The 26,798-nt window shown below is 40.8% G+C and carries 26 protein-coding genes and 1 other annotated feature; of the genes, 21 read left to right on the top strand and 5 right to left on the bottom strand.

Annotation, left to right across the window (positions count from 1 at the left end):
* Positions 1–7: 7 nt before the first annotated feature.
* From C9J36_RS08575 to C9J36_RS08550, 6 genes are all read left to right on the top strand, one after another.
* Positions 8–1,330 carry a dihydrolipoamide acetyltransferase family protein gene (locus tag C9J36_RS08575; protein ID WP_107942829.1) on the top strand — a complete coding sequence of 441 codons (1,323 nt, stop codon included), beginning with the start codon at positions 8–10 and terminating at the stop codon, positions 1,328–1,330.
* 119 nt (positions 1,331–1,449) lie between these two features.
* Positions 1,450–3,138, top strand: coding sequence for a methylmalonyl-CoA mutase family protein (locus C9J36_RS08570; protein WP_107942828.1), 1,689 nt, complete (start codon positions 1,450–1,452; stop codon positions 3,136–3,138).
* Positions 3,135–5,282 (top strand): methylmalonyl-CoA mutase, encoded by a 2,148-nt coding sequence (gene scpA, locus C9J36_RS08565; protein ID WP_107942827.1) that lies wholly within the window; start codon positions 3,135–3,137, stop codon positions 5,280–5,282. Before C9J36_RS08570 ends, scpA begins: the two co-directional genes overlap by 4 nt.
* On the top strand, positions 5,282–6,361 hold the full coding sequence (meaB, locus tag C9J36_RS08560; RefSeq protein WP_107942826.1) for a methylmalonyl Co-A mutase-associated GTPase MeaB: 1,080 nt from the start codon (positions 5,282–5,284) through the stop codon (positions 6,359–6,361). The genes scpA and meaB overlap by 1 nt, the downstream gene beginning before the upstream one ends.
* Before the next feature lie 82 nt (positions 6,362–6,443).
* A complete protein-coding gene (locus tag C9J36_RS08555; protein WP_066164369.1) occupies positions 6,444–6,884 on the top strand; it encodes a BrxA/BrxB family bacilliredoxin in 441 nt (146 codons plus the stop codon).
* Between the two features lie 276 nt (positions 6,885–7,160).
* Positions 7,161–8,120 (top strand): aromatic acid exporter family protein, encoded by a 960-nt coding sequence (locus tag C9J36_RS08550; RefSeq protein WP_107942825.1) that lies wholly within the window; start codon positions 7,161–7,163, stop codon positions 8,118–8,120.
* Between the two features lie 27 nt (positions 8,121–8,147).
* On the opposite strand, the gene prli42 is transcribed toward C9J36_RS08550, so the two are convergent.
* Complete coding sequence (gene prli42, locus C9J36_RS17215) at positions 8,148–8,243, bottom strand: stressosome-associated protein Prli42 (protein WP_153061598.1); 96 nt, start codon at positions 8,241–8,243, stop codon at positions 8,148–8,150.
* Between the two features lie 90 nt (positions 8,244–8,333).
* Between prli42 and mce the strand changes: the two genes are divergently transcribed.
* From mce to C9J36_RS08490, 11 genes are all read left to right on the top strand, one after another.
* Positions 8,334–8,744: a methylmalonyl-CoA epimerase gene (gene mce, locus C9J36_RS08545; protein ID WP_066162762.1), complete on the top strand. Its 411-nt coding sequence runs from the start codon at positions 8,334–8,336 to the stop codon at positions 8,742–8,744.
* Positions 8,745–8,749: 5 nt separating this feature from the next.
* Positions 8,750–10,309 (top strand): acyl-CoA carboxylase subunit beta, encoded by a 1,560-nt coding sequence (locus tag C9J36_RS08540; protein ID WP_201261901.1) that lies wholly within the window; start codon positions 8,750–8,752, stop codon positions 10,307–10,309.
* 188 nt (positions 10,310–10,497) lie between these two features.
* The gene (locus tag C9J36_RS08535; protein ID WP_066162765.1) at positions 10,498–11,472 is read left to right on the top strand and encodes a hypothetical protein; all 975 of its coding nucleotides are present in this window, start codon (positions 10,498–10,500) and stop codon (positions 11,470–11,472) included.
* 69 nt (positions 11,473–11,541) lie between these two features.
* Positions 11,542–12,654, top strand: coding sequence for a M20/M25/M40 family metallo-hydrolase (locus C9J36_RS08530; protein WP_107942824.1), 1,113 nt, complete (start codon positions 11,542–11,544; stop codon positions 12,652–12,654).
* A gap of 13 nt (positions 12,655–12,667) precedes the next feature.
* A complete protein-coding gene (locus tag C9J36_RS08525; RefSeq protein WP_066162771.1) occupies positions 12,668–13,147 on the top strand; it encodes a chemotaxis protein CheW in 480 nt (159 codons plus the stop codon).
* A gap of 183 nt (positions 13,148–13,330) precedes the next feature.
* Positions 13,331–13,837 carry a DUF1648 domain-containing protein gene (locus C9J36_RS08515; RefSeq protein ID WP_107942822.1) on the top strand — a complete coding sequence of 169 codons (507 nt, stop codon included), beginning with the start codon at positions 13,331–13,333 and terminating at the stop codon, positions 13,835–13,837.
* 365 nt (positions 13,838–14,202) lie between these two features.
* Positions 14,203–14,712 carry a cupin domain-containing protein gene (locus C9J36_RS08510; RefSeq protein ID WP_346719800.1) on the top strand — a complete coding sequence of 170 codons (510 nt, stop codon included), beginning with the start codon at positions 14,203–14,205 and terminating at the stop codon, positions 14,710–14,712.
* Between the two features lie 51 nt (positions 14,713–14,763).
* Positions 14,764–15,717: a DUF4003 family protein gene (locus C9J36_RS08505; RefSeq protein WP_107942821.1), complete on the top strand. Its 954-nt coding sequence runs from the start codon at positions 14,764–14,766 to the stop codon at positions 15,715–15,717.
* A gap of 184 nt (positions 15,718–15,901) precedes the next feature.
* The gene (locus tag C9J36_RS08500; RefSeq protein ID WP_107942820.1) at positions 15,902–17,170 is read left to right on the top strand and encodes a DNA polymerase IV; all 1,269 of its coding nucleotides are present in this window, start codon (positions 15,902–15,904) and stop codon (positions 17,168–17,170) included.
* A gap of 28 nt (positions 17,171–17,198) precedes the next feature.
* Entirely contained in the window at positions 17,199–18,131 is a 933-nt protein-coding gene (gene rnz / locus C9J36_RS08495) for a ribonuclease Z (RefSeq protein WP_107942819.1), read from the top strand.
* 23 nt (positions 18,132–18,154) lie between these two features.
* Entirely contained in the window at positions 18,155–18,385 is a 231-nt protein-coding gene (locus tag C9J36_RS08490) for an acyl-phosphate glycerol 3-phosphate acyltransferase (RefSeq protein ID WP_066162786.1), read from the top strand.
* 145 nt (positions 18,386–18,530) lie between these two features.
* On the opposite strand, the gene C9J36_RS08485 is transcribed toward C9J36_RS08490, so the two are convergent.
* The 3 genes from C9J36_RS08485 to proC are packed head-to-tail and all read right to left on the bottom strand — an operon-like array spanning position 18,531 to position 21,243.
* Positions 18,531–19,418, bottom strand: coding sequence for a transglutaminase domain-containing protein (locus tag C9J36_RS08485; protein ID WP_107942818.1), 888 nt, complete (start codon positions 19,416–19,418; stop codon positions 18,531–18,533).
* The gene (namA, locus tag C9J36_RS08480; protein ID WP_107942817.1) at positions 19,412–20,425 is read right to left on the bottom strand and encodes an NADPH dehydrogenase NamA; all 1,014 of its coding nucleotides are present in this window, start codon (positions 20,423–20,425) and stop codon (positions 19,412–19,414) included. Before namA ends, C9J36_RS08485 begins: the two co-directional genes overlap by 7 nt.
* An 11-nt stretch (positions 20,426–20,436) precedes the next feature.
* Entirely contained in the window at positions 20,437–21,243 is an 807-nt protein-coding gene (gene proC / locus C9J36_RS08475) for a pyrroline-5-carboxylate reductase (RefSeq protein WP_107942816.1), read from the bottom strand.
* A 59-nt stretch (positions 21,244–21,302) separates the two neighbouring features.
* Positions 21,303–21,516 (bottom strand) — a binding site (T-box leader).
* A 118-nt stretch (positions 21,517–21,634) separates the two neighbouring features.
* On the opposite strand from proC, the gene C9J36_RS08470 reads away from it, so the two are divergent.
* Complete coding sequence (locus C9J36_RS08470) at positions 21,635–22,576, top strand: MBL fold metallo-hydrolase (protein WP_066164376.1); 942 nt, start codon at positions 21,635–21,637, stop codon at positions 22,574–22,576.
* 203 nt (positions 22,577–22,779) lie between these two features.
* Here C9J36_RS08470 and hmpA read toward each other — a convergent pair whose 3' ends face one another.
* Positions 22,780–23,922 (bottom strand): NO-inducible flavohemoprotein, encoded by a 1,143-nt coding sequence (gene hmpA / locus C9J36_RS08465; protein WP_066162798.1) that lies wholly within the window; start codon positions 23,920–23,922, stop codon positions 22,780–22,782.
* 191 nt (positions 23,923–24,113) lie between these two features.
* On the opposite strand from hmpA, the gene C9J36_RS08460 reads away from it, so the two are divergent.
* From C9J36_RS08460 to C9J36_RS08450, 3 genes are all read left to right on the top strand, one after another.
* Positions 24,114–24,560, top strand: a complete 447-nt coding sequence (locus C9J36_RS08460) for an RrF2 family transcriptional regulator (protein ID WP_107943099.1) — start codon at positions 24,114–24,116, stop codon at positions 24,558–24,560.
* Positions 24,561–24,660: 100 nt separating this feature from the next.
* Positions 24,661–25,410, top strand: coding sequence for an SDR family NAD(P)-dependent oxidoreductase (locus C9J36_RS08455; protein ID WP_107942815.1), 750 nt, complete (start codon positions 24,661–24,663; stop codon positions 25,408–25,410).
* A gap of 108 nt (positions 25,411–25,518) precedes the next feature.
* Positions 25,519–26,712 (top strand): argininosuccinate synthase, encoded by a 1,194-nt coding sequence (locus C9J36_RS08450; RefSeq protein ID WP_107942814.1) that lies wholly within the window; start codon positions 25,519–25,521, stop codon positions 26,710–26,712.
* Positions 26,713–26,798 lie beyond the last annotated feature (86 nt).

The raw sequence follows: 26,798 nt of genomic DNA, 5'->3' as shown, positions 1-26,798 counted from the left end.
GGTAACAATGGCTATTCAAAATATCGTAATGCCTCAGTTAGGTGAAAGTGTAACGGAGGGAACAATCGAGCGCTGGCTTGTAAAGCCTGGTGATAAAGTGAATAAGTACGATCCATTAGCAGAAGTGAATACTGACAAAGTAAATGCAGAAATTCCATCCTCATTTGCTGGTATCGTCGGCGAGTTAATTGCCAATGAGGGAGAAACATTACCTGTTGGTGCAATTGTTTGTACAATTGAGGTCGAAGGTGAGGTGGCTGCCCCACCAGCAGAAAAAACATCGAATGTTAGCTCGGCTATTTTAAATGCCGGTGTGCAGCATAAGGAGGAGCCACAAGCGCAAGCAAAGCCTGCTGCACAGCAGGAGGAAAAGGCACCGCGTGATAAAGCACGCTATTCACCTGCCGTATTAACATTAGCGGCGGAGCATAATATTGATTTATCATTAGTGACAGGCAGCGGTGTAGGCGGACGCATTACACGTAAAGATTTACAGGCAATTATTGCGTCAGGTCAAATTCCAACTGCGCCAGCGCAAACGGAAGTAGCATCAACACCATCAGCGGAGCAAGCACCTGCCCAGCAACAAGTACAAGCCTCAGCAGCACTAGCGGTTCCAACGGCTGCTGGCGATGTAGAAATTCCTGTGACGGCAGTGCGTCGTGCTATTGCAAACAATATGCTACGTAGTAAGCACGAAGCACCACACGCTTGGATGATGATGGAGGTGGACGTGACAAATTTAGTTGCGTACCGTGATTCTATTAAAAATGAGTTCAAGCGCAATGAGGGCTTTAATTTAACGTATTTTGCCTTCTTTATGAAAGCAGTGAGCCAAGCGTTGAAGGAATTCCCGATGATGAATTCAATGTGGGCTGGCGATAAAATCATCCAGAAAAAAGTTATCAATTTATCAATTGCTGTTGCAACAGAGGATGCTTTATTCGTACCGGTTATTAAAAATGTCGATGAAAAGTCGGTTAAAGGAATCGCGCGTGAAATTCACGAATTGTCTCAGCTAGTGCGTACAGGTAAGCTGCGCTCTGAGCATATGCAAGGCGGTACATTTACAGTTAATAACACAGGCTCATTCGGCTCAGTTCAATCAATGGGGATTATTAATTATCCGCAGGCAGCGATTTTGCAAGTGGAAGCAATTGTCAAGCGCCCTGTGATTATGGATGGAAATATGTTCGCTGCTCGTGATATGGTGAATTTATGTTTATCATTAGATCATCGAGTTTTAGATGGGCTTGTTTGCGGAAAATTTCTGAATAGAGTAAAAGAAATACTCGAAAATGTTAATAAAGAGACGATGTCAGTCTACTGACATCTGCTAGAAAGCCCGCCAGAGCGGGCTTTCTTTGATTTTTCCTCTTTCTTGTCAGGTATTTCTCATGTAATATATAAAGTAGTAAAAGATAAAGGGGGAAGCTGATAAGCGATCATATGACAATAAATATGAAAGATATTCAGTTTGCATCAGCTAGCTATGAACAATGGCAGGAGCAGGCAATAAAGGCGCTGAAGGGCAAGCCGTTTGAATCTTTATTCACTAAAACAGTGGAAGGCATTACACTGGAGCCAATTTATACAGGGGCAACATTAATTGAAAAATTAGGGGACCAGCTAGAAAAACAAGTTGCTACAATTCGCACAATGAAGGTCGCTGATACATTTGAAATTGCCCAACAAATATATGGGGATACGCCGGAGCAATTTTTAGCGAACTTACAAGAAAGCTTAGCGCGAGGAAATGAAGTACTAACAATTGATAGTCGTGTATCCTTCTCATGGGATGATGCCATTTTAGCGAGCTTAGCAGATTTTATTACAGAATATACTTTTAAGTTCATCGTACAAAACAGCAATGACCCATTATTAAATGTATTCAAAAAAATTGCGGAAGAGAAAAAGCAAAATGTAACAGGCTTTATTATTTCGGAGGAAGCGTTTGCATTACCTAATTTTCCAAATATCCGCACAATGCATAGCAATACAGTGAAATATCATAATGAAGGAGCAAATGCTGTACAGGAGCTAGCTATTGCACTTGCCGAGGCAAGTCATTTGGCAAAGCAGGTAGATAGCTATGAGGCATTTGCACAGAAGTTCTTTGTTAGCTTTGCGATTGACACGCAGTTCTTTATGGAAATTGCAAAAATCCGGGCATTTAAAGTGCTTTGGAAAGCGTTTTCCAAGGGGGTAGGTCATGAGGCAGTTGCAGTGCCAATCATTGCTGAAACTTCTGTTCGTAGCTTTTCGAAACTGGATGTTTACGTCAACTTACTGCGCGCAGGCAATGAGGCATTTGCTGGTATAATCGGCGGTGTGGACGTCTTCACAGTACATCCACACGACGTTTTAACAAAGCCAACGGAGCAATCGATTCGCATAGCGCGTAATATACTTCTTGTAGCCGCTGAAGAGTCGCATGTTTTAAATGTGGTCGATCCGTCAGGTGGCTCATACTTTATTGAAGCATTAACAGCCGATTTAGTGAAAGAAGCGTGGCAGCTATTTTTACAAATTGAAGAAGCTGGAGGGCTAGATGCATATCCAATCGAAAAGCAGATTGAGGAAGTGTATAAGACGCGTATTCAGCAAATAGAAACGCGTAAGGTGTCTTTAATTGGGACAAATATTTATGCTAATCCTGCTGATGAAGTCGGTACTGAGGATAATGAGCAATTTGCACATGTAAAGCGACTAGCGATTCCATTTGAAAAAGTACGTGCAAACTATGCGCAATGTAATGCAAAAATGGCGGTTTTAACATTTGGTGAATTGAAAAACTTTAAAGCGCGAGCGGATTTTGTCGCAGGCTTTTTAGCAACTGCGGGTGTGACGATGGCACAGTCGGATGCGATTGCGACAATTGAAGAAGCGAAGCGCTGGCTAGCCACTGCTGATTATAACTATATCGTTGTAGCAGCAACAGATGAGGATACATTACAATTAGTGCCCGCTTTATTACAAGTAAAGCAGGACAAGCAGCTACTAGATGTTGCAGGTAAATTTAAAGAGCAAGAGCAGGAATGGCTAGCTGCTGGATTAAATGGCTTTATTTTTGCTGGTCAAAACATTACGGAAAAGCTAAATGCAGTGATGGCAAGCTTAAAGGAGGTACAAAGATGAATGCGAACTTTCAGGGGATTGTCATCGAGGATGTACTAGCTGGAGAAGGGCTACAAGCTACAAGTACATTTATGACAAATGAAGGCATCGAAGTGAAAAATGTTTATACGAAAAAAGATGTTAAAGACGCTAAGCATTTACAAGATGTAGCAGGCATCGCCCCGAATACAAGGGGACCATATCCGACAATGTATGTTGCGCGTCCATGGACAGTACGTCAATATGCGGGTTTCTCAACAGCGGAAGAATCAAATGCTTTTTACCGACGCAATTTAGCGATGGGGCAAAAAGGGCTATCAGTTGCCTTCGATTTAGCAACACATCGCGGCTACGATTCTGACCATCCCCGCGTAACAGGTGATGTTGGAAAAGCGGGTGTAGCTATTGACTCTGTAGAGGACGCCAAAATTTTATTTGACGGCATTCCACTAGACCAAATGTCGGTATCGATGACGATGAACGGAGCGGTATTACCTGTATTAGCGTTTTATATCGTGGCAGCGGAGGAGCAGGGCGTTAAGCCGGAGCAGCTTGCAGGGACGATTCAGAATGATATTTTAAAGGAATATATGGTGCGTAATACGTATATTTACCCGCCAGCAATGTCAATGAAAATTATCGCTGATATTTTTGAATACACGGCGAAATTTATGCCGAAATTCAATTCGATTTCCATTTCGGGCTACCATATTCAAGAAGCTGGCGCAACAAATGATATCGAGCTTGCTTACACTTTGGCTGATGGCTTGGAATATGTGCGCACAGGCTTAAAGGCAGGAATTGATATTGACGCCTTTGCCCCGCGCCTCTCCTTCTTCTGGGCGATTGGCATGAACTATTATATGGAAATTGCAAAAATGCGTGCAGCACGTCGAATTTGGGCACAAATGATGTCAACATTTAATCCGAAAAATGAGAAATCATTAGCATTAAGAACGCATTCACAAACATCTGGCTGGTCATTAACAGAGCAAGACCCATTCAACAATGTGACGCGTACTTTAATCGAAGCAAACGCAGCAGCTATGGGACATACACAATCATTGCACACCAATGCACTAGATGAGGCCATTGCTTTACCGACTGATTTTTCGGCACGTATCGCGCGTAATACACAGCTATTTTTACAGGAAGAAACGGGTATGACAAAAGTGATTGACCCATGGGGTGGCTCATACTATGTAGAGAAGCTAACAGAAGAATTGACAGAAAAAGCATGGGCTTTAATTGAGGAAATTGAAGAGCTTGGAGGTATGGCGAAAGCAATCGACACAGGCTTACCAAAAATGAAGGTAGAGGAGGCTGCTGCAAAGCGTCAAGCGAAAATCGATTCGAAAACAGAAACGATTGTCGGTGTAAATAAATATCGTTTAGCAGAGGAAGAGCCAATCGATATTTTAGATATTGATAACGCTGTCGTGCGCGAGCAGCAAATTGAACGTTTAGAAAAAATGAAAGCTAATCGCAATGAAGAGGAAGTTCAAAAGCATTTAGCACGTCTGACAAAGGCGGCACAAACTGGTGAGGAAAACTTGCTAGCAGTAGCTGTGGACGCGGCGCGTGCGCGTGCATCGCTAGGTGAAATTTCAGATGCCATTGAGAAGGTATCAGGTCGTCATAAAGCGATTATCCGCTCAATCTCAGGCGTTTACTCTTCCAATTTCTCAGATGAAGAGCAAATTAATGAAGTGAAGCAAATGACGGAAGAATTCCTTGAAAACGAAGGACGCCGCCCGCGTATTTTAGTTGCAAAAATGGGGCAGGACGGACATGACCGTGGTGCAAAAGTTATCGCAACGGGCTATGCAGACTTAGGCTTTGACGTAGATATTTCACCATTATTTATGACGCCAGAAGAAACGGCTCAAATGGCTGTGGAAAACGATGTTCATTGCGTAGGTGTATCCTCGTTAGCGGCAGGTCATAAAACGCTCGTACCAGAGCTAGTAGGTGAACTGAAAAAGCTTGGACGTGAAGATATCATTGTTATTTGTGGCGGGGTTATTCCAGCACAGGATTACGAATTTTTATATGAAGCAGGTGCGGTTGCGATTTTTGGTCCAGGTACAGTAATTCCTGTTTCCGCACAAAAGATTATTGAGGAAATTTATAAACAATTAGGCTACGAGGAAGTGGCAGAGTAATGGAAAAACGCTCGGAGCAACAAAGTGCGCTATTTGTAATGGACGGTGTGGAAGGTGGTCATGACGGTATGAATTATGGCACGCCGAGAAAATTCCGTAAAAAACAACAAGATACACTTGATGTTGTTACACTGGCCGAGGAGGTGCGGGCAGGTAACCGCATTTCCCTGTCAAAAGCGATTACCCTTATTGAAAGTTCGAATGCCACACATAAACAGCAGGCGCAAAATTTATTGCAGGAGCTGCTACCATATACAGGAAGGAGCATCCGTATCGGTATTACAGGCGTCCCCGGTGCTGGGAAAAGCTCCTTTATCGAAGCTTTTGGTTCCATGCTTTGCGATATGGGGAAAAAGGTAGCTGTTTTAGCAATTGACCCAAGCTCCTCCATTTCAGGAGGCAGTATTTTAGGGGATAAAACGAGAATGGAGGAGCTTGTGCGTAAGCCAAACGCCTACGTTCGCCCGTCCCCGAGCGCTGGTACATTAGGTGGTGTTCATAAAAAAACACGAGAAACGATGCTTGTTTGTGAGGCAGCAGGCTATGACATCATTTTAATTGAAACAGTAGGGGTCGGACAAAGTGAGACGTATGTGCGCGGTATGGTTGATTTCTTCTTACTTCTTGTGCTAACAGGCGCGGGCGATGAATTGCAGGGAATGAAAAAAGGTATTATGGAGCTGGCAGATGGTATTATTGTTCATAAAAGCGATGGTGATAATATTCGCCCAGCCCGTAAAACGATGCAAGAATACAAGCAAATTTTGCATTTTTTACAGCCTGCCACACCAGGCTGGATGAGCACAGCACTCACTGTTTCCTCACACGCTAAAACAGGTCTTCAGGAAACATGGCAAATGATTGAGCAATTTCAGGAAAAGGTGCAAGCCTCTAATTATTGGTCGATACGTCGCCATGAGCAAACGCGCGATTGGTTTCATGCGATGATTATGGACCATTTGCATGATTCCTTTTATCAAAATGCAGACAATAAAATGCAAGTAAACATGCTTGAACAAGCGATTTTACAGGGGAAATTAACGGTCACACAAGGTGTCAATAAGCTCTTTGAAAAATAAACGGATACAATGAAAATCAGTTCTTTGCATATCATTAATTGTCTTGCTATGATGAGATAGTATGAAAGGAGCGAATACAATTATGAACATGGACTATGATTTATTTATGCAACAAATTACAACAACCGCTCGTGCTGAAATGGAAGCTGCGGGCTATGAGCAATTGCGTACACCTGAAGAGGTAGAGGCAGCATTTGCTCGCCCAGGTACGACATTAGTAATGGTGAACTCGGTATGTGGCTGTGCAGGCGGTATTGCACGTCCAGCAGCAACACAAGCAGTTCATTACGATAAACGTCCCGACCATTTGGTAACAGTGTTTGCCGGTCAAGATAAAGAGGCAACTGCGGCGGCTCGTTATCATTTTGGTGAAGACCATTTACCATCCTCACCATCCTTTGTACTATTAAAAGATGGACAAGTTGTAGCGGAAGTTGGACGCTATGAAATCGAAGGACATGACCCAATGTCTGTCGTATTAAACTTGCAAGGTAATTTCGAAGAATATTGTGAAGAAGTGTAAGTCAAAAGCTCACGATAACTATTAACAAGCAATGAAAAATAGAGGGGACGTCCAAAAGCCGTGCATCATCGGTATTTTGGACACTGACGATGGTGTTTTGGCAAAAGGGTTGCAGAGAGCTTTCTTTGAAAACGAGAGAAGCAAAAAGTTTAGCGGTGTTTCTCTTAAGTAAAGGAGAAGAGCAAATATCTCTTTTTCAATGCGATTCCAATACAAAATGCCCTTTTCGGACAGCCCCTCCGTATTTTTCACGCGAGAAGAGGAGCCTTCATTCCAATGAAAAAGTTTTCGATTGGCTACCGAACGTTAAAAACGGCTGTTGGCGCAGCACTTGCAATCGCAATCGCACATTTTTTCGATTTACAATTTTATACGGCAGCAGGTATTTTAACGATTTTATGTATTCAACCAACAAAAAGAAAATCTGTTCATGCGGTTTATACAAGATTTGTTGCTAGTATATTAGGGATGTTGCTAGCATGGTTATGCTTTGAGCTAATTAGTTATCATCCGATTATGCTAGGGTTAATGTTCATTGTTTTTATTCCTTTGCTCGTATCATTTCACATTACAGCAGGCTTTGTATCGAGCGCTGTAATCATTTTGCATATTTATTCGGTAGGGCACTTTTCGCTAGCTCTTTTACAAAATGAAATAAGCTTAATGCTTATCGGCTATGGTGTAGGATTAGCAGTTAATATGTATATGCCTGATATTCAACCGAAGCTAGACAAATATCGCCTACAAATTGAGGCATATTACCAAAAGATATTTTCAGAAATTGCGCAATATTTAAGGAATGGAGATACATTGTGGGATGGCAATGAGCTGATTGAAGCGGCAACTGTTATTAATAAAGCGAAGGCGCTTGCCTTTCAGGATGTTGAAAACCACTTAACGCGCAAAAGTAATTTATATTATGTATATTTTGATATGCGAGAACAGCAGCTTGAAATAATTGAACGAATTTTACCGAAAATTACTGCTTTGCCTGTTATAGTACAACAGGCGGAAATAGTAGCTGTTTTTATGGAGGATTTAAGTGAGCATGTGCATTCGGGAAATACAGCTAGTCACTTTATTGAAAAGCTAGATGCTGTCAAGGTAAAGTTTGCACAGTTGCCTTTGCCGACAAACCATCAAACCTTTTTGGCGATGGCAGCACTGTATCAATGCATCGAAGAAATGGATAAGTATTTAGCGATTAAACGGTCTTTTGCGGGCTTGCAAAAATAAAAGAGGGTGCTATAAAAGCAACCCCTTTTACATAATAGCCGCTACACCCATTGCGATTGTTGAAACTAACATAATGACAACCATTGAGTAAACTACGACCTTTTGAAATTTTTTATTGCTCATTTCTAATCGCTCCTTAAGCATGTCTGTATTTAGTTTATCAAATCTTTGAAATTTCTCAAGCACAATTGACTGTAGGGGGATAATAATTCGATGAAAAAAGTAGATCATATCGGGATAGCTGTGAAAAATATTGAGGAGCGCATTACATATTACACAGAAACGCTCGGGCTCACTTTATTGAAAATAGAAGAGGTCGCTTCTCAAAAAGTGAAAGTTGCTTTTATCGATGCTGGTAATGTCAAATTAGAGTTGCTCGCACCGATGAGTGAAGAAAGCACAATTCATAACTTCATAGAAAAGCGCGGGGAAGGCATTCACCATATTGCGTTCGGGGTAACGGATATTCGTGAGCGCATGGCAGAGCTACGTGAAAAAGGCGTACGCCTGCTGTCAGAGGAGCCGGGTCCTGGTGCTGGTGGCGCAGAGGTAGCATTTTTACATCCGAAAGATTCATTCGGCGTACTTTACGAATTATGTGACAAAAGTGGAAAAGGGGAATAAAAATAATGACAACAACAATTGATATGTTTGACAAAATCCATGAGCTATATGACCGCAAAAGCGTGATTGAACAAGGTGGTGGCGATGCTCGTATCGCTAAGCAGCATGAAAAGGGGAAATTAACTGCTCGCGAGCGCATCGAGTTATTATTAGATGAAGGGACATTTGTTGAAATTAATCCATTTATTACGCACCGCACAATTGATTTTGGCATGGCTGATTTAGAGGGCCCTGGTGATGGCGTTGTTACAGGCTTCGGAAAAATTAACGGACGCAATGTCTATTTATTCGCACAAGATTTTACGGTTTTCGGTGGTGCACTTGGCGAAATGCACGCGAAAAAAATCGCAGCAGTAATGGACTTAGCAGCTAAAAACGGCACACCTTTTATCGGCATTAACGATTCCGGTGGCGCGCGCATTCAAGAAGGGGTATTATCATTAGACGGTTACGGTCATATTTTCTACCGCAACTCGATTTACTCGGGTGTGATTCCACAAATCTCTGTAATTATGGGGCCTTGCGCGGGGGGAGCTGTCTATTCTCCTGCAATTACAGACTTTATTTTAATGGTCGATAAAACATCACAAATGTTTATTACAGGGCCAAAGGTAATTGAAACAGTAACAGGTGAGCAAATTTCATCTGAAGGCTTAGGTGGCTCAAAGGTGCATAATACGATTAGCGGTAACGCACATTTCCGCGCACCGAATGAAGAAGAAGCAATCAAGCAAATTCAACAGCTATTAAGCTATTTACCACAAAATAATAAAGAAAAGGCTCCGAAAGCGCCATACACTGCTGGTGACGAATATCGTTCAGAGCTTGTGGACGTTGTGCCAATTGACCAAACGAAATCATACGATGTACGTAAAGTGGTCGAGCAAGTTGTCGATGAAGGCTCCTTTATGGAAGTGCAAAAGGAATTTGCGAAAAACGTCGTAGTAGGCTTTGCTCGTATCGCAGGCGAATCTGTCGGTTTAGTATGTAACCAGCCGAAGTTTTTAGCTGGTGGCTTAGACATCGACTCGTCAGATAAGCTAGCACGCTTCGTTCGTACTTGTGACGCTTATAACGTACCTGTGATTACATTTGAGGATGTATCAGGCTTCTTCCCGGGCGTGAAGCAAGAGCATGGGGGCATCATCCGCCATGGGGCGAAAATTTTATACGCATACTCAGAGGCAACAGTACCAAAAATTACAGTAATTTTACGTAAAGCTTATGGTGGTGCATATGTTGCACTAAATTCAAAGGCAATAGGAGCAGACCTCGTATTCGCTTGGCCGAATGCAGAAATTGCTGTGATGGGTGCAGCAGGTGCAGCAAATATTATCCATGCAGGCGAAATCGCGAAATCAAGCGACCCAGAGGCAACACGTGCAGCAAAAATCGAAGAATACAAAGAGAAATTTGCGAATCCATATGTAGCGGCATCGCGCGGTATGGTAGACGATGTTATTGACCCTCGTGAAACACGCATTAAGCTTATTCAAGCATTAGATATGCTATCAACAAAGCATGAGGACCGACCATATAAAAAACATGGGAATATCCCATTATAAAGCAGGAGAGAAGCGTCCAAAATGTTGTGCAATTGCCGGCATTTTGGACGCTTTTTATAGTTCTAAGGTAACGATTCGCTCATTAACGAGTGAGATTCGCTCGTTAAAATTGAAAATTCGCTCACTAACGGGGCAAATTCGCCCGCAAACATTTATTGGGTGCTATAATCAAACTAGGAGGGATGGCAATGGAGTGGAAAGAACTACAGCAGCAATATACGGACTATCAAATGCGTTTATTAGCAATCGAAAAGTTAACGAAGCAAAAGCAAGCAATTGAGCAGCAAATTCGCCGAGCACAGCGTGATATTGAAAGCTACGAACAGCAATTATTCGAGGCTAGAAAGCAATTAAATAAGCTCGATCAATTTTCCTTTGTTCAGCTATTCCATAAATGGACAGGAAAATACGATGAGTTGCTTGAAGAGCAGTTTGGCGTTGTAGCGACAAAGGAATTAAAATTAATTGAAAGTCAGCTTATGTATGAGGATTTGCAGCATGACTTAAATGCTTTATGCGATAAATTAAGGGGAGCAGATGAGCAAGCGATTATACAGCAAATAGAAAAATTGACGAGGAAAAAAGAGCTCTGGCTTATGCAGCATGCACCGAAGCAAGCAGAGAAATTAAATGAATTGCTAGAGCAGGAGTTATATGCTAAACAATTGAAAAAGGAAATTATTGAGGCGCAAACAGCCGGTAAAGATGCAATGCGTGCTTTAACGGACGCAGTTGAATGTTTAGTGAAGGCTAAAAGCTATTCAACATGGGATACGTTTTTAGGCGGTGGTCTCATTGTGACAGCGATGAAGCATGAAAAATTAAACCATTCAGAAGCTTATATTCATAAGGCACAAATTGCACTTCAACGCTTCCATAATGAGCTGCTTGATATACAGAATTTGCAGCATAAAGCATTTACGGTTGAAGTAGATGGCTTTGTTAAATTTGCAGATTATTTCTTTGATGATATATTTTCAGCATGGTCCATACATTCAAAAATCGCCACATCCATTGAGCAGCTATCGCGCGTACAGGATGACGTCGCAAACACACAGCTTATGCTTGAAAATAAACTTTCCTATTTGCTTGAAAAAGAAAAGGATATTGCCAAGCAACGCGAAAATATTTTTTCTAAAGATGATGAATCATTGTTTTTCTAAACATAGCAACGTACAATAAGATTAGTGTGAATTTTCAATTACAACCTACATAACAAGGAGTTTTCAACTATGACAAGTCGTTTAATAAATGAATTTTTAGAGCTAGTACAAATTGATTCTGAAACAAAACATGAGGAGAAGATTGCGCCTGTTTTAGTGGCGAAATTACAGGAGCTAGGCTTCGATGTATTCCAAGATGATGCACATACACGCAACGGCCATGGAGCTGGCAATATTATTGCTACATTGCAAGGTAATGCAGATGTAGAGCCAATTTATTTTACATGCCATATGGACACGGTAGTGCCGGGTGTCGGTATCCGTCCCGAAGTTCGCGATGATGGCTATATTTACTCAGACGGCACAACAATTTTAGGTGCAGATGATAAGGCGGGTATTTCCGCATTATTTGAAATGGTGCGCCGTTTAAAGGAAGAAAATATCGCACATGGTACAATTCAATTTATTATTACAGCAGGTGAAGAGAGCGGCTTAGTAGGCGCAAAGGAATTGAATCCTAAGCATATTATTGCAAAATATGGCTTCGCGGTAGATAGCAGTGGAAAAGTGGGCGAAATCGTCACAGCAGCACCGTTCCAAGCAAAGGTTAACGCAAAAATCATTGGTAAGTCAGCACATGCTGGTGTAGCACCAGAAAAAGGTATTTCAGCCATTACAATTGCTGCAAAAGCGATAGCTCAAATGAAGCTAGGGCGCTTAGATTTTGAAACAACAGCAAATATTGGGCGCTTTGAGGGTGGAAAGGCAACAAATATCGTGTGTGATGAAGTATTAATTTTAGCTGAGGCGCGTTCAATTGTAGAAGAAAAATTAAATGCGCAAACAGCACATATGAAAGAAATATTTGAGCGTACTGCTGCTGAATTAGGCGGTCGTGCAGAGGTGGAAGTAAAGCTGATGTATCCGGGCTTCCGTGTAACTGAGAGCGATAAAGTTGTACAAGTAGCTACAGCTGCAGTTCGTGCAATTGGTGGTGAGCCAAAGCTATTTGCGTCAGGTGGCGGTAGCGATGCAAATATTATATCAGGTTTTGGTATCCCGACAGTAAATTTTGCAGTTGGCTATGAGGAAATTCATACGACGAATGAGCGCATGCCAATTTCTGAATTAGAAAAGCTGACGAGCTTATTAGTAGAAGTTGTGAAACAAACAGTGAAATAGGGGAGGGCAAATCATGGACTTTCGTAAATCAGTTGTTTTTGGTTGCGGCAATGAAGAATATGCTGCACCAGTTGAGCAAGTAGTATCAATTGAAAAGCTTGAGCAAATCACACCCATTCCACATTTGCCCGACTACTTACTTGGCTTTACACGAATTCGAGGCGAATTAATACCAGTTATTGATTTTCAACGAATTTTATATAATACGCCAAGCACAGGTGATTTAGTGCGCATGATTGTACTAAATACAGACATCGTCAATTACGGACTTGTCGTATCTGATGCGAAGGAAATTTTAGATTTTAGCGATAACGAATTACAGCAAATCGGATTGGTCAACTATGCTAAAACAAAATATTTTACAGCCGTTGCAAATCTAGAAAACCGCATGATTACATGTGTTGACCCAAAAATTCTAGTCAATTCTTTAGATGGTATTCGAGAAATTATTGAATATATGCATAAAATGCTAGAAAATGAACAGGAAAATTAATTTACTTAAAAAGCTGATGCACAAATGCATCAGCTTTTTAAGCAGTAAATTGAAAGAAATTGTAGATAAATTAATAAAACTCGCAACTTACAACATAAAAAAACAACTAAAATATATTTTGAAACTTTTTGATACTTTAAACGGTATAAAAGCTGTGAACAAAATAGAGAAAGAGGTGTGTATATGTTAAAGGAACCTTATCGACCAAAAATTAATCTTCCAAAATCAACTACAGAAAAAATTGCAGATATTATAGGTATTGCTGCGCTATTATTTGCTGTTATATTTATTGCTTTAAATTGGACAACTTTGCCTGCACAAGTGCCGATGCATTTTAATGGAGTTGGTGAAATAGATCGTTGGGGCTCCAAATACGAAATACTTATTTTGCCGATTATAGGCATCGCCTTATTTTTCATGCTGCAAATATTAGAAAAAAAGCCGCATTTGCATAATTATCCCGCGCGTCTAAATGAATCAAATGTAGAGCAGTTTTATAAAGCAAGTAAAAAAGTATTGAACTACACGAAAAATATATGTTGCCTTATTTTTGCGTATATTACATATGAAATTGTAATAATTGCTCAACAAAAAAAGCTATTGCTTGACTCATCTACTTTAATTGTGCTACTCGTGTTACTTTTTAGCATTATAATTTTCGGTATTGTTAAAATGATGAAAATCAAATGAGGGAGGCGCCGACAAACAGTGTAGTTGCTTGATGGGCGCTTTTTCTATTGTTTCAGCAAAGAATTTACCCGTGACAATAGTGAGAGCTTTCTGAAAAGGGGATTTTGTTTTGTAAGCGCATGTTTCCATATTAAATAATTACTAAATTCGCGTGCTCCTACAGTAGTTATATCGCAGTAGGAGTATCTCCAAATGACCTTTTAGAAGCCCTCACCGCTAACCCTCGTGTTTCTCCCGTTTTCAAAGAAAGCGCTATTTTGCCAAAATAGCAGCAATGCGTGGTTTTTGGACGCCTCCTAATTGGGACATTTGTATCTAGTTTTGCATAGCATAAGGCGAGCTTATATTTTAGAGGAGGCTAAAAAGTGTATTATAACGGCTATTATTATGCACAAACACCGATGCAGCAATATCCGTATCATCCAATGATGCCGCAACATCCTATGCAGCCGAACAACCCGTGGCATTGGCCGCATGATGACAGCACGTCAATGCGAGATTATGGTAGGCATCCGTATGTAGTTAACTTGCGCAATGCCACAATACAAAATCAGGCATTTCGTAGAGCGATTTGGACGGGAAAGCATTTGCAAACGACGTTGATGAATATTCGTGTTGGCGAGGATATCGGCATGGAGCGTCATCCAGCAACAGACCAATTGCTCTATATTGAGGAAGGGCAAGGCTTCGTTCGAATAGGCGACCGTAGAGATTATTTTGAGGTAGAGCGGGCTGTAAATGCAGGGGATGCGATTTTTGTACCTGCTGGAAAATGGCATAATGTCATTAATATTGGGCGACAGCCATTAAAGCTGTTTTCGATTTATGCTCCACCTGACCACCCATTTGGTACAGTGGAAAAGCGTAAAAAATGAATCCTTTAAGCACACTTCCACGTAGAATATAGATAAAGGAAGGTGCTTGCTATGGAAAAAATAATTCAACTGTTCGAACAAAATTACAAAGAAATTGAAAAATTTGCAGGATGGTCTGTAGGGAAACCGGTTGTTTTGCTAATGGCATCATACTACACGGTGAGACAACAAGAAGTTAATATCGCTGAATTAGAGGAAGCTGTTAGCGCAATAAAAAAAGAAACAGGCTTCTTTTCCACATTGCGCACAAATCTTTTAGTGCAGTATATTTATGCAATGCATATTGCAGGCGAGCCGGACAAAAAGGAAGCAATTAATGAATTATTAAGCAATACGGAGATTTTACGCAAAGCAAAGTTCTCAAACACATCTTATACAACGATTGCAGCGCTATTTTTAACAAATGAATTTAAAGAACAACAAGCACAGCGGGCACAGATAGTTTATCGTGAAATGCGGAAAAGACATAAATTCTTAACTTCTTATGACGACGTGCCAGTGGCTGTATTATTTGCGCTAGATGATGTAGATATTGAGCTGCGTACAAATACGATGCGCCGTTATTATGATGAGCTAAAGGAAGCAAAATTTTCACAAGGAAACGAACTTCAGGCATTGTCGCAAATTTTAACAATGCCAAGTATTGAGTATAATGAACAATTCGTACCTTACATCATTGCAATCAAACAGCAATTAGAACAGGCAAAAATTAAGGTGCGACCAGCCCTTTATATTTCAATAGGATTTTTAGCATTGACACAAATTAACGATAAACAGCTTCGGCAATTGATTGAGCTCTATGAAATGTTTAAAAGTCAAAAATATTTAAAATGGTACAAAGATCAAGCATTCGCCATTGCAGTACAGCAATATTTACCAACTCGTACACTTGAGGCAAACGAATTATTATCTGTTGTTTCGATTGAATTGCTTATTTCAATGCAATATGCGATTATGGCCGCAACAACTGCAGTAGCAGTTAGTTCAAGCAGTAGCGGTGATTAGGAGATAACGGGGCTGTCCAAAAAGGCAGCCCTTCTTTTAATGCAATAGAAAGAGCATAATTGATTAAAACACTAACGAAATGTCCGGAAAGCAGTGCTTTCGCACATTTTTTTGGACGCCTCCTTAAGAATAGCTGTTCGCATTTCAACATTTTGCGTATAATAGAGAAAAGGAGGTGTGGTGAATGGCAAGTCGTGTTATTGTACATATTGATATGAACTGTTTTTATGCTTCTGTTGAACAAGTTTTTGAGCCTAGCTTAAAGGGCAAGCCAATTGCGATTGCGGGAAATCCGAAAGAGCGTCGAGGGATTATTATTACTTGCTCCTATGAGGCGCGTGCCTTTGGTGTGAAAACGACGATGACAGTGCATGAGGCGAAAAAACTTTGCCCGCAACTTATTATTCTACCACCGAATTTTGAGCGTTATCGCCACGCCTCTAAAAAATTTTTCCAGCTATTACGTGAATATACAGAGCTTGTTGAGCCTGTTTCAATCGATGAAAGCTATATTGATATTAGCGACTTATGCACGAAGCGCCATGCGATGGAAATTGTCCGAGAAATTCAGCAACGTATATATACAGAGTTGAATCTTCCTTGTTCACTTGGCGTTGCGCCAAATAAATTTTTAGCAAAAACAGCTTCTGATATGAAAAAGCCAATGGGCATTACCGTTTTACGCAAGCGTGATATTTCTGAAAAGCTTTGGCCATTATCTGTTATTGCGATGCACGGTGTTGGTAAAAAAACAGCGAATAAGCTTGCGACAATTGGGATTACAACAATTGAACAGCTGGCAAAGGTGGAAGGGTATAAAATTCGGCAGCTACTCGGTGTTAACGGAGAGCGCTTAAAGGCACGAGCAAATGGAGAGGATAATCGAGAAGTTAATCCAGATTCAATTTATGATACAAAAAGCGTCGGCAATTCTACTACATTACCGCGTGATGAAACGAATTATGAAGCTTTACAAGCAATTATCAAAAAACTTAGCTCAAAAGTGGCGCAGCGCTTAAAAGCGAAGCGGCTTGCAGGAACAACCGTGACCATTTATATTCGAGATGCAGATTGGCATAATCAAACACGAAGTAAGTCAGTGAAAAACGCTATTGCCAGTGAAGCAGATATTTTCGAAATAGCATGGGCGCTATTTATGAAGCATTGGGATGAAGCTCCTGTTCGTTTACTAGGCGTGACAGTATCCAATGTTGCTGACCAACAACATGTCACACAGCAGCTCGGCCTATTTGATTATGAGGAGCAAATTAAAGATGAGCCGATTGTCGAATTAGTGCAGCAGCTTGAGCGTAAATTCGGTAAAGGAGCAATTAAGCGAGGTGTGGTAGCACCAGCACAAGGGAAGTATCAAGCAAATACGAGCTTTAGTAAAGATTTTTTGGATGATTTTGATTCGATAGAGCCGAAATCTTCAAAAAGACCTTCAAATTAACACCAATATGACGAAAGGAGGGAATAATTTGAAACTGCATTTTTTAGGAACAGGTGCAGGTATGCCCTCAAAAGAACGCAATACGAGTTCGATTGCCATGAAGTTACTTGAAGAACGAGGGACAATATGGCTATTTGATTGTGGAGAGGCAACACAGCATCAAATCCTCCACACGACAATTAAACCACGTAAAATAGAAAAAATATTTATTACCCATTTACACGGGGACCATATTTTCGGTTTACCAGGATTATTAAGCTCCCGTTCTTTTTTAGGTGGCGAGGATACATTAACGATTTACGGTCCAGTAGGCTTAAAAAATTGGATTGAAACAACGCTTGCACTTACTACAACCCATTTGAGCTATCCTATAAAATATGTAGAAGTGACAGAAGGCATTATTTTCGAGGATGAGCAATTTATTGTGCGTGCGATGCTATTAGCACATGTTATTCCTTGTTACGGCTATCGAATTGAACAAAAACCGTTACTTGGTGAATTATTAGTAGAAAAAGCGCTCACACTTGGCGTACCGAAAGGCCCTTTACTTGGCAAGCTAAAGCAAGGAGAGAATATAGTGCTAGCAAGTGGAGAAACAGTTTATAGCATGGATGTTACTTCACCAGCAAAGGAAGGCTTTATTGTCACAATTTTAGGGGATACAAAGCTTTGTGACAATGCGATTCACCTAGCAGAAGGGGCGGATATTGTCGTGCATGAAGCTACATTCGATGCTGAAACGAAGCATTTAGCCGCGAACTATGGACACGCAACGAATGTCGAGGCGGCAACAGTTGCTAAAAAAGCTAAGGCTAAAAATTTAATCTTAAACCATATTAGTGCTCGCTTTTTGCCAAATGATTTGGCAAAGTTGCTACAACAAGCCCGTGAAGTATTTCCTACAACGTATATGGCGAATGATGGCACCCAAATCGAATTGAAAAACAAGGAATTAGTATAATATAAGAAAAGGGCGTGGAATAGATGAACCAACCAAAAATGAATCCAGCAGTGTTACGTCTGCTTGTCATTTTTCCAAATGTTTTAAGCTACATATTGTTATTTGGTATTGTCGTTTTTATTGCGACGAATTTTACTGCATTGCGTGAGACAGGTGCGTTAATGACGTGGGTTACTATTGGCTGTGTGCTTGCACCAATGGCAGGCTATACGACATATTCAATCGTTAAACGAATTCGTGCGGGCGTTTTATAATGCTGTGAAAGAGTCTGTCTGTTAAGTCGTTTTGAAACGGCTCTTTGCGCTCATGGAACAGAAGCACAAATTTTTGGCAAATAGTGAATGCAGAAGTAGGGCTGTTCGAAAAATATCTTTTTGAACAGCCCCTTCTTTATTTCAATCACTCAGCCTTTGGATAATCCTCTTGTTTCCAAACATGTGTAGCACGAAGTTGCTCATCTGTCAGCATGAAGTAAACCTTGCTTACCTGATTGTCAAATTCTGCACCACGATCGTTAGATGTGGCGTCAACATGCCGCCATTTGCCATCAATCTTCACTAAATTCCACATATGCCTTGTATCATTTGCAATAGCGCTTTTCAGCTCACCGTAAACTAGTTTTGCTTCAAGCCCCGCTTCAACTAATAACATATGCATGGCGGATGCATAGGCTTGACAAACGCCACTACCATAGAGGAAAAAGCCTGCTGGTGAGTGGTCTGTTACAAGCTCGTCATACTCAAAATTATAATCCATGCCTTCAATAATCGCACGATGAATCGCTTCTAATTTCTCTCGTTCCGACATACCTTCAAGTTGTAAAGAGGCGAGTAGAGCATCTCGCTTCGGTAAAATGCTTGCCATTTCAATTTTATTCGTTGTAAAGCGTGAAAATAAGTCAAGGAATATACCTTGCTCTATCGGAATGACCGCAAATTCATAGTAAAATAATGTGCCGCCAATCATATCATGATTAATTTTCAATTGTTGAAGAAGCCTTTCTACATCCTCAGGTGAAAGGTTTTGCCCCTTATAAATCAGCCCGATATTTTGATCAAATTGAGTGAGTTGTGCAGCTAAAACCTTTTCTAACTCCTCAGGAGAAGTCGCAGTGAAAAGTTCACCATACACTTTGCGCACGAAATGTTTATCCTGCAAAAGCTCATCCAATGATGGCTCATCAGCAATAACTTCATCCGTAATTGTAGCTTCTTCTTCTATCTTTGTTGTGGAGGTACAGCCTACAAGCATGAACAACACCACAAATAGCCAGCTTTTTCTCACCATCCACGTTTATAAACTGCTACAGTTGGCTCTAATGTAACATCTAGCTGCTGGGCTGCACGATACGGGAAGTATGGGTCACGCAATAGTTCGCGTCCAATAAAAATTAAATCAGCACTTCCATCCTGCACGACTTGCTCAGCCTCTTGTCCCGTTGTAATCAGGCCAACCGCCCCAACCGCAACATTCGCACCAATTTTAATCGTTTTAGCAAAAGGCACTTGATAAAGTGGATATGCTGAAATTGTCGCAGGTACAACAGCACCAGATGAAACATCAATTAAATTGACATTTTGTGTAACCATCCAGCGTGCAAATTGAATGAAATCTTCTGGCACTAGACCGCCTTCTGTATATTCATTTGCTGATACACGTACAAATAATGGTCCATCCCATTTTACACGAATGGCATCGATAATATTGCGCAGTAGACGGTAGCGGTTTTCAGCATTACCACCATATTCGTCTGTTCTTTTATTTGTCAATGGTGATAAAAACGTATTAACTAAATAGCCGTGTGCCGCATGAATTTCTAAAATATCAAAGCCAGCCTGCTGCGCACGAATAGCTGCATCAGCAAAAGCCTGAACAACCGCTTCGATATCTGCCAACGTCATTTCTTCTGGTGTGCGATAATTTTCATTGAAGGCAAGTGCTGAAGGTGCTACAATACGTCCGTCGACCGTCGATTTGCGGCCAGCATGTGCAAGCTGAACTCCTGCCTTTGCGCCATATGCGTGTACCTGTTCAACAATTTTTTTCTGACCTTCAATATGATAATCATCCCAAATCCCCAAATCATTAGATGAAATGCGCCCTTCAGGTAAAACGGCTGTGGCTTCGGTAATAATTAAGCCAACGCCCCCAACTGCGCGTGAACCGTAATGTGTTAAATGAAATGGTTGTACCTCGCCATCGCTATTCGCTTCGTACGTACACATAGGTGCCATCACGATGCGATTTCTCAAAGTTACGTCTTGCACTGTATAACTTTCAAAAAGTTTTACCACAAAAATACCTCCTAAATCCCTTGAGCTAACTCTCTAGAGCGAGCTTCTGCACTTTTCACACAAGCGGCTATTGCAGCTGTCACCTCATGCTGTTCAAGTGCGCGTAGGCCCGCCTCTGTTGTGCCACCAGGGCTTGTTACTTTATGTCGAAGCACTGCTGGCTCCTCATTACCAGTTTGCAACATTGCGGCAGAGCCTGCAAGTGTTTGCACCATTAATGAACGTACCACATCCTGTTGTAAGCCAACCTCAGCAGCTACCTTTTCAAAAGCTTCAAGTAAATAGTAGATGTAAGCAGGGCCGCTACCTGAAAAGGCTGTTACTGCGTGCAACTGATCTTCCTCGACCTCAACAACTGTGCCGATTGCCTGAAGCATCGTCAAGCAAGTAGTACGCAACTGTTCATCGACAAGCTCATTAAAAGCGATGCCACTCGCTGACATGCCAATCGTGGCAGAGGTATTAGGCATTGTACGTGCGATAGGGCGGTCTCCTAAAAAGTTTCGAATCGTTTCAATCGCAATACCTGCCAACACTGAAATGACAGCCGTCTGTTTGTTTAAAAATGGGGCAATCGCAAGCATCGCTTCTTTTGCATCTTTTGGCTTCATTGCAAGTACGATACAATCCATCTCACTTAGCATCTCTCTATTCGGCAAAATTTGCACACCATATGCCTGCTGTAGTATTTCTAGACGTTCTTGATCGGATTTATTGGTAATAAATAAATGCTCTTTTGCCACGCAATTTTTATCAATCCAGCCTTTAATAATGGCTTCAGCCATAGAACCTGCACCAATAAATACGATTTTTTTCATCATAATCTCCTCCTTGATAATTTGCTGAATCAAAATAAAAAGCGTTTTCGTCCTTAAAAATTAAGGACGAAAACGCTATCGTTTCCGCGGTACCACCTTAGTTCACATTAGAAATGTGCGACTTCTCCCTTTTAACGTAAAGGCAAACGGTTATGTTTTGCATAACGAGCTCGAAAGTAGGTTCAATAAATAAAGCGGGGATGCTACTTGCACCAGATGTAGCACTCTCTTAACACCATTCATTTATTTACTTGGCTTTGTCAACGCTGTAATATTTAGAATACTCAAATTATATGAAGGTCTAATGGGAATGTCAACCTTTTAACGTGACGAATCACTCAAAAGGATGTAAAATGTAATGAATAGCTATTCATTTTTGGAGGAATTATTAATGAACATACATAAAATTGTACTACCAACACCGTATGCAATTGGCGATGTTAATGCATTTTTAGTGAAGGGGGATGCATTAACGCTATTTGACGCAGGACCTAAAACAAAGCCAGCCTATGAAGCGTTGGCACGTGGAATCCATGAGCAGGGCTATAGCATGGATGATATTGAGCAAGTTGTATTAACGCATCATCACCCAGACCATGCGGGGTGGGTAGATGCTTTTCCAAAGGCGGATGTGTTAGGTCATCGTTATGTTGATTATTGGATGCGACAATCAGCTGATTTTTTACATTATCGAGAGACATTTTATCGGGAGCAGCTTGAGCAGGAGAATGTTCCCCAAGAGGATATTGACCGTATACTTGATGCAAGAGAGGAACTAGAGCTATTCGGTACTCGTCCGCTAACTCGATTTTTAAAAGATGGAGATGAAGTACCCGGGCATCCAGGCTTGGTTGCCTATGAAACATTGGGGCATGCACAAAGCCATTTCATTTTTGTCGAAGAGCATACAGGGGAGGCAATTGGTGGAGATTTGCTACTTGAAAAAGTATCAAGCAATCCATTAGTAGAGCCCCCAGTTGACCTAAAAGGGGAGAGACCAAAATCACTGCTACAATATAATGCATCATTAAAGAGATTGCAGAAAATGGATATTTCAAAGCTTTATACGGGACATGGCGACGCTGTCACAGCGATTAAACCGCTTGTGGCAGAGCGTCTTACAAGGCAGCATGACCGTGCAATGCATGTTTTACAGCTAATGGCGCAGCATAACAATGTCTATGATTTGACGAAGGCACTATTTGGAAAAACATATGTTAAACAACCTGGTTTAACTTTATCCGAAACATTAGGGCAACTTGATTATTTAGTCGCAGAAGGCTATGCGCGCAGTGAAATGCAAAATGGGGTTGAGATTTATATGCCTGCGTAAAGAGGGGCTTATGATATATATGAAAAAGGGGATTTTTGCTTCTTCTCTTTCATTTTGGAGAAACACCGATAAACCCTGTGTTTCTAGCATTTTAAAAGAAAGCTCTCTATTTTTAGAGGAGCAAACATTTTGCCGAAACACCATCATCAGCGTCCAAAATGCCGGCTATGCACGGCTTTTTGGACGCCCTCTTTTTTAGTGAATTAAACAGCCATTGCAGGGCCGAAGAATTCGTAATTTACGTTTTCCTCTGGCACATTTAAGTCACGTAAAATGCTGATAACATGCGACATAAATGGTGCTGGTCCACATAGATATACTTTGCTATCGTCTTTTAATAATTTTGCAAGTTGCTCTTTTGTGATAAAGCCCTCTGAATCAGAGTAAAGTGCTTTGTAAGTTCCGCCGATTTCTTCTACTTTTGCAGAAATCGTTTCTGTGAATGCAGCTACCTCTTTATTACGTGCACATTGTAGGAATGTTACATCGCGTTCTTCAATTGTTTGTAGCATGCTGTTAAGCGGAGTTACACCGATACCGCCACTTACAAATAATACTGGTGCTTCGCTATTATCTAATGTGAATACGCCGGCTGGTGCACTTACATCAATCTCTGTGCCTTGCTCATAACCTGTGTGTAAATAGTTTGATACAATTCCTTTTGGATCGTTTTCATGCTTTACAGAAATGCGATACTCATTTTGATTATTTGCTTCAGAAACAGTATATTGACGGTTCATTAAATATTTTTGACCAGGAATTGACATGCGAACTGTAATATATTGACCCGCTTTATATGCTGGTAATGGCTGCCCATCAACTGGTGCTAAATAGAAAGAAGTTACTAAATCGCTTTCCTTTTCTGTGCGTACAATTTTAAATGGTTTAAATAAACGCCAGCCACCATTTTCTTCTGCTTCTTTAAATAAATCCTCTTCCACTTGGATGAAAATATCCGCGATAACGCCGTAAGCTTGAGCCCATGCATTAATAATTTCATCTGTTGCTGCGTCACCTAATACTTCTTTGATTGCCTCTAATAAATGTTTACCAACGATTGGATAATGCTCTGGTAAAACACCTAGACTTCGGTGCTTATGAGCAATTTGAATCACTGTTGGTACAATTGCTTGTAAATTATCGATATGCATTGCTGCTGCCAACACAGTATTTGCTAAGGCTGTTTGTTGACGACCTTGTTCTTGATTTGAATGGTTGAAAATATTTAGTAGCTCTGGATTTGCTGCGAACATATTTTTGTAGAACGTTTTCGTAATTGTCACACCGTATTCTTGAAGTGCTGGAACCGTTGCTTTAATCGTATCAATTGTTTGTTGTTGTAACATATAAGTCACGTCCTTTTCTTGTTATAAGCTCAATATAAAGGCTAATAACCTCTAAAGCAATATATAAAATACATGTTTAACAAAACAGACACAAATGTAGTATTTAAAATACATCTTTTAGACACAATGTATTTCACAAGCAAACAATGCGCCTGAATGATATACTAATGATGAAGAAAGTTGGTGAAAAAGTGCGCTTAACCGTATATACAGATTATTCGTTACGTGTGCTTATTTATTTAGGTGTACGTGGACAAGACCATTTAGCGACGATACAAGAAATTGCAGATGCTTATCAAATTTCCAAAAACCATTTAATGAAAGTAACATACGATCTTGGGCAGCACGGCTTTATCGAAACAATTCGTGGACGGGGTGGCGGAATTCGTTTGGCAATGGCGCCAGAGGAAATTAATATCGGCACAGTAATAAGAAAAACAGAGGAAGATTTCCATCTTGTCGAATGTTTCAGCTCAGAAAACAATTTATGTAAGATTTCAGCCGAATGCCAATTGAAAAATGCGCTAAATGAAGCATTGAAGGCATACTTAGCTGTATTAGACCAATATCATATTGCAGATTTTATACATTCTAAAGAAGCAATGCTGAAACTGCTTGGCATTGAGGGGACCGTCTGAAAATTCATTTTGAGACGGTCTCTTTGCGACTTAGGCAGGAGTAAATATCTGAATAATAAAACCTTTTCAGACGGTCATTTTACAATAGAGAGGATAAAATATGCGCAAAAAAACAATTTTAATCACTGGTGCAACGAGCGGTCTCGGCTTGCAAATGACCAAGCTTTGCCTGACAAAAGGCTATGAGGTATACGCAACGGGGCGCAGCGAAATCGCATTGAATACATTAAGCAACTTAGGTGCGAAAGCTGTGCAGGCTGATTTACGTAGCCTTGCACAAATCGATACATTAATAGAGCAGTTACCTCCTATTGATGTTGCAATCATTAATGCAGGTGTTGGTATATTTGAAAATGCGACTGCATTAACAGATGAGCAAATTGAGATAATGCTTGATGTCAATGTCAAAGCCCCCATTTTTCTCGCAAAACGGCTTGCGCTAAAAATGAAGGAGCAGGGCTCAGGGCATTTCCTATTTATTAGCTCACAGGCAGGAAAGGTAGCGACGAGAAAGGCTAGCGTCTATGCCGCGACAAAACATGCCATAACAGGCTTTATCGATGGCTTTCGTCAAGAGGTGGCACCATATCATATTAAAGTAACAGGAATATTCCCCGGTCCAATTGATACGCCATTTTTGCAAAAGGCAGATGCAACGGGCTCCTACCGCAAGTCCATCGCCAGCATCTTGCTAACACCTGAAGAAGTAGCGATTGCCACTGTGAAAGCAATTGAGCGACCTGTACGCTCCATTGATTTACCGCGTATTATGGGTTTCACAAGTAAGTTATATGTAATAGCGCCTGCACTCGTAGAAAAGCTCGGAAGTCGTTTCTTTAATAAAAAATAAAATTTATAAAAATACACTTGTTTTTATATTTATCACGTGTTAATATTCATGTATAAACTTTTATATAAATGCATAAAAATACGAGCAAATTATCGGGGGCAATAAATTATGGCAAATAAAAAAGTAGTTTTAGCGTATTCAGGTGGCCTAGATACATCAGTAGCTATTCCATGGTTAAAGGAGCAGGGCTGGGATGTTATCGCAGTTTGTCTTGATGTCGGCGAAGGCAAAGACCTAGAATTTATTAAGAATAAAGCATTGCAAGTTGGTGCGGTTGAATCATATATGGTAGATGCAAAGGATGAGTTTGCAGAGGAATATGCACTTATTTCATTACAGGCACATACTTGGTACGAGCAAAAATATCCATTAGTATCTGCTTTATCACGCCCATTAATTTCGAAAAAGCTAGTAGAAATTGCCAACCAAACAGGCGCAGATGCAGTAGCACATGGCTGTACAGGGAAGGGCAATGACCAAGTGCGTTTCGAGGTTTCTATTAAAGCATTAAATCCTGATTTACAAGTTCTTGCACCTGTGCGTGAATGGGGCTGGAGCCGTGATGAGGAAATCGAATACGCAATGAAGCATAATGTGCCGATTCCTGCGACACTTGATTCACCATTTTCAATTGACCAAAACTTATGGGGACGTGCGAATGAAGCAGGGGTAATGGAAGACCCGTGGGTAGCGCCACCAGAAGAAGCATATGGCTTAACAAAGGCAATCGAAAACACACCGGATACAGCAGAAGTTGTTGAAATTGAATTTGTTGCTGGTAAGCCTATTGCATTAAATGGTGAAGAAATGAAGCTTGCGGATTTAATTCAAGCATTAAATGCAATTGCTGGTGAGCACGGTGTTGGCCGAATCGACCACGTAGAAAACCGCCTAGTTGGTATTAAATCACGTGAAGTATATGAAATTCCAGGTGCAAAAGTGCTATTAACTGCACATAAAGAGCTTGAAGACTTAACATTAGTAAAAGAAATGGCACACTTCAAGCCAGTTATTGAGAAAAAACTATCAGAACTTATTTATGATGGACTGTGGTTCTCTCCACTCCGTCCAGCATTAGAAGCATTCCTAAAAGAAACACAGCAATATGTAAACGGTACAGTGCGCGTCAAATTATTTAAAGGGCATGCGATTGTTGAAGGACGTAAATCGCCAAACTCTTTATACAATGAAAAGCTTGCAACATACTCAAAAGAGGATATGTTCAACCATGCTTCAGCTGTCGGCTTTATCGAACTATGGGGACTACCAACTGTTGTAGCAGCAGATGTACTGAAAAAATAATGGCGCAAGGAGCCGATTGAAAAGTCAATTTGAGACGTGCTCCATTTGATTTTTAGTGAGTATTTAATACAGAAGCTAGCGCTGTC

Source organism: Metasolibacillus fluoroglycofenilyticus (genome assembly GCF_003049645.1).
In the GTDB taxonomy this organism is placed as follows: domain Bacteria; phylum Bacillota; class Bacilli; order Bacillales_A; family Planococcaceae; genus Metasolibacillus; species Metasolibacillus fluoroglycofenilyticus.
This window is presented reverse-complemented; position numbering and strand designations above follow the sequence as displayed.

Excerpts from the sequence above, each read along its gene's own strand:
- C9J36_RS08525 (WP_066162771.1), top strand. The coding sequence starts at position 12,668 with ATGGACTTTCGTAAATCAGTTGTTTTTGGTTGCGGCAATGAAGAATAT.
- C9J36_RS08450 (WP_107942814.1), top strand. The coding sequence starts at position 25,519 with ATGGCAAATAAAAAAGTAGTTTTAGCGTATTCAGGTGGCCTAGATACA.
- C9J36_RS08485 (WP_107942818.1), bottom strand. The coding sequence starts at position 19,418 with ATGGTGAGAAAAAGCTGGCTATTTGTGGTGTTGTTCATGCTTGTAGGC.
- C9J36_RS08470 (WP_066164376.1), top strand. The coding sequence starts at position 21,635 with ATGAACATACATAAAATTGTACTACCAACACCGTATGCAATTGGCGAT.
- C9J36_RS08490 (WP_066162786.1), top strand. The coding sequence starts at position 18,155 with ATGAACCAACCAAAAATGAATCCAGCAGTGTTACGTCTGCTTGTCATT.
- C9J36_RS08550 (WP_107942825.1), top strand. The coding sequence starts at position 7,161 with ATGAAAAAGTTTTCGATTGGCTACCGAACGTTAAAAACGGCTGTTGGC.
- proC (WP_107942816.1), bottom strand. The coding sequence starts at position 21,243 with ATGAAAAAAATCGTATTTATTGGTGCAGGTTCTATGGCTGAAGCCATT.
- scpA (WP_107942827.1), top strand. The coding sequence starts at position 3,135 with ATGAATGCGAACTTTCAGGGGATTGTCATCGAGGATGTACTAGCTGGA.
- meaB (WP_107942826.1), top strand. The coding sequence starts at position 5,282 with ATGGAAAAACGCTCGGAGCAACAAAGTGCGCTATTTGTAATGGACGGT.
- prli42 (WP_153061598.1), bottom strand. The coding sequence starts at position 8,243 with ATGAGCAATAAAAAATTTCAAAAGGTCGTAGTTTACTCAATGGTTGTC.
- C9J36_RS08500 (WP_107942820.1), top strand. The coding sequence starts at position 15,902 with ATGGCAAGTCGTGTTATTGTACATATTGATATGAACTGTTTTTATGCT.
- C9J36_RS08570 (WP_107942828.1), top strand. The coding sequence starts at position 1,450 with ATGACAATAAATATGAAAGATATTCAGTTTGCATCAGCTAGCTATGAA.
- C9J36_RS08455 (WP_107942815.1), top strand. The coding sequence starts at position 24,661 with ATGCGCAAAAAAACAATTTTAATCACTGGTGCAACGAGCGGTCTCGGC.
- C9J36_RS08575 (WP_107942829.1), top strand. The coding sequence starts at position 8 with ATGGCTATTCAAAATATCGTAATGCCTCAGTTAGGTGAAAGTGTAACG.
- hmpA (WP_066162798.1), bottom strand. The coding sequence starts at position 23,922 with ATGTTACAACAACAAACAATTGATACGATTAAAGCAACGGTTCCAGCA.
- C9J36_RS08540 (WP_201261901.1), top strand. The coding sequence starts at position 8,750 with ATGACAACAACAATTGATATGTTTGACAAAATCCATGAGCTATATGAC.
- C9J36_RS08505 (WP_107942821.1), top strand. The coding sequence starts at position 14,764 with ATGGAAAAAATAATTCAACTGTTCGAACAAAATTACAAAGAAATTGAA.
- C9J36_RS08515 (WP_107942822.1), top strand. The coding sequence starts at position 13,331 with ATGTTAAAGGAACCTTATCGACCAAAAATTAATCTTCCAAAATCAACT.
- C9J36_RS08535 (WP_066162765.1), top strand. The coding sequence starts at position 10,498 with ATGGAGTGGAAAGAACTACAGCAGCAATATACGGACTATCAAATGCGT.
- C9J36_RS08555 (WP_066164369.1), top strand. The coding sequence starts at position 6,444 with ATGAACATGGACTATGATTTATTTATGCAACAAATTACAACAACCGCT.
- C9J36_RS08530 (WP_107942824.1), top strand. The coding sequence starts at position 11,542 with ATGACAAGTCGTTTAATAAATGAATTTTTAGAGCTAGTACAAATTGAT.
- mce (WP_066162762.1), top strand. The coding sequence starts at position 8,334 with ATGAAAAAAGTAGATCATATCGGGATAGCTGTGAAAAATATTGAGGAG.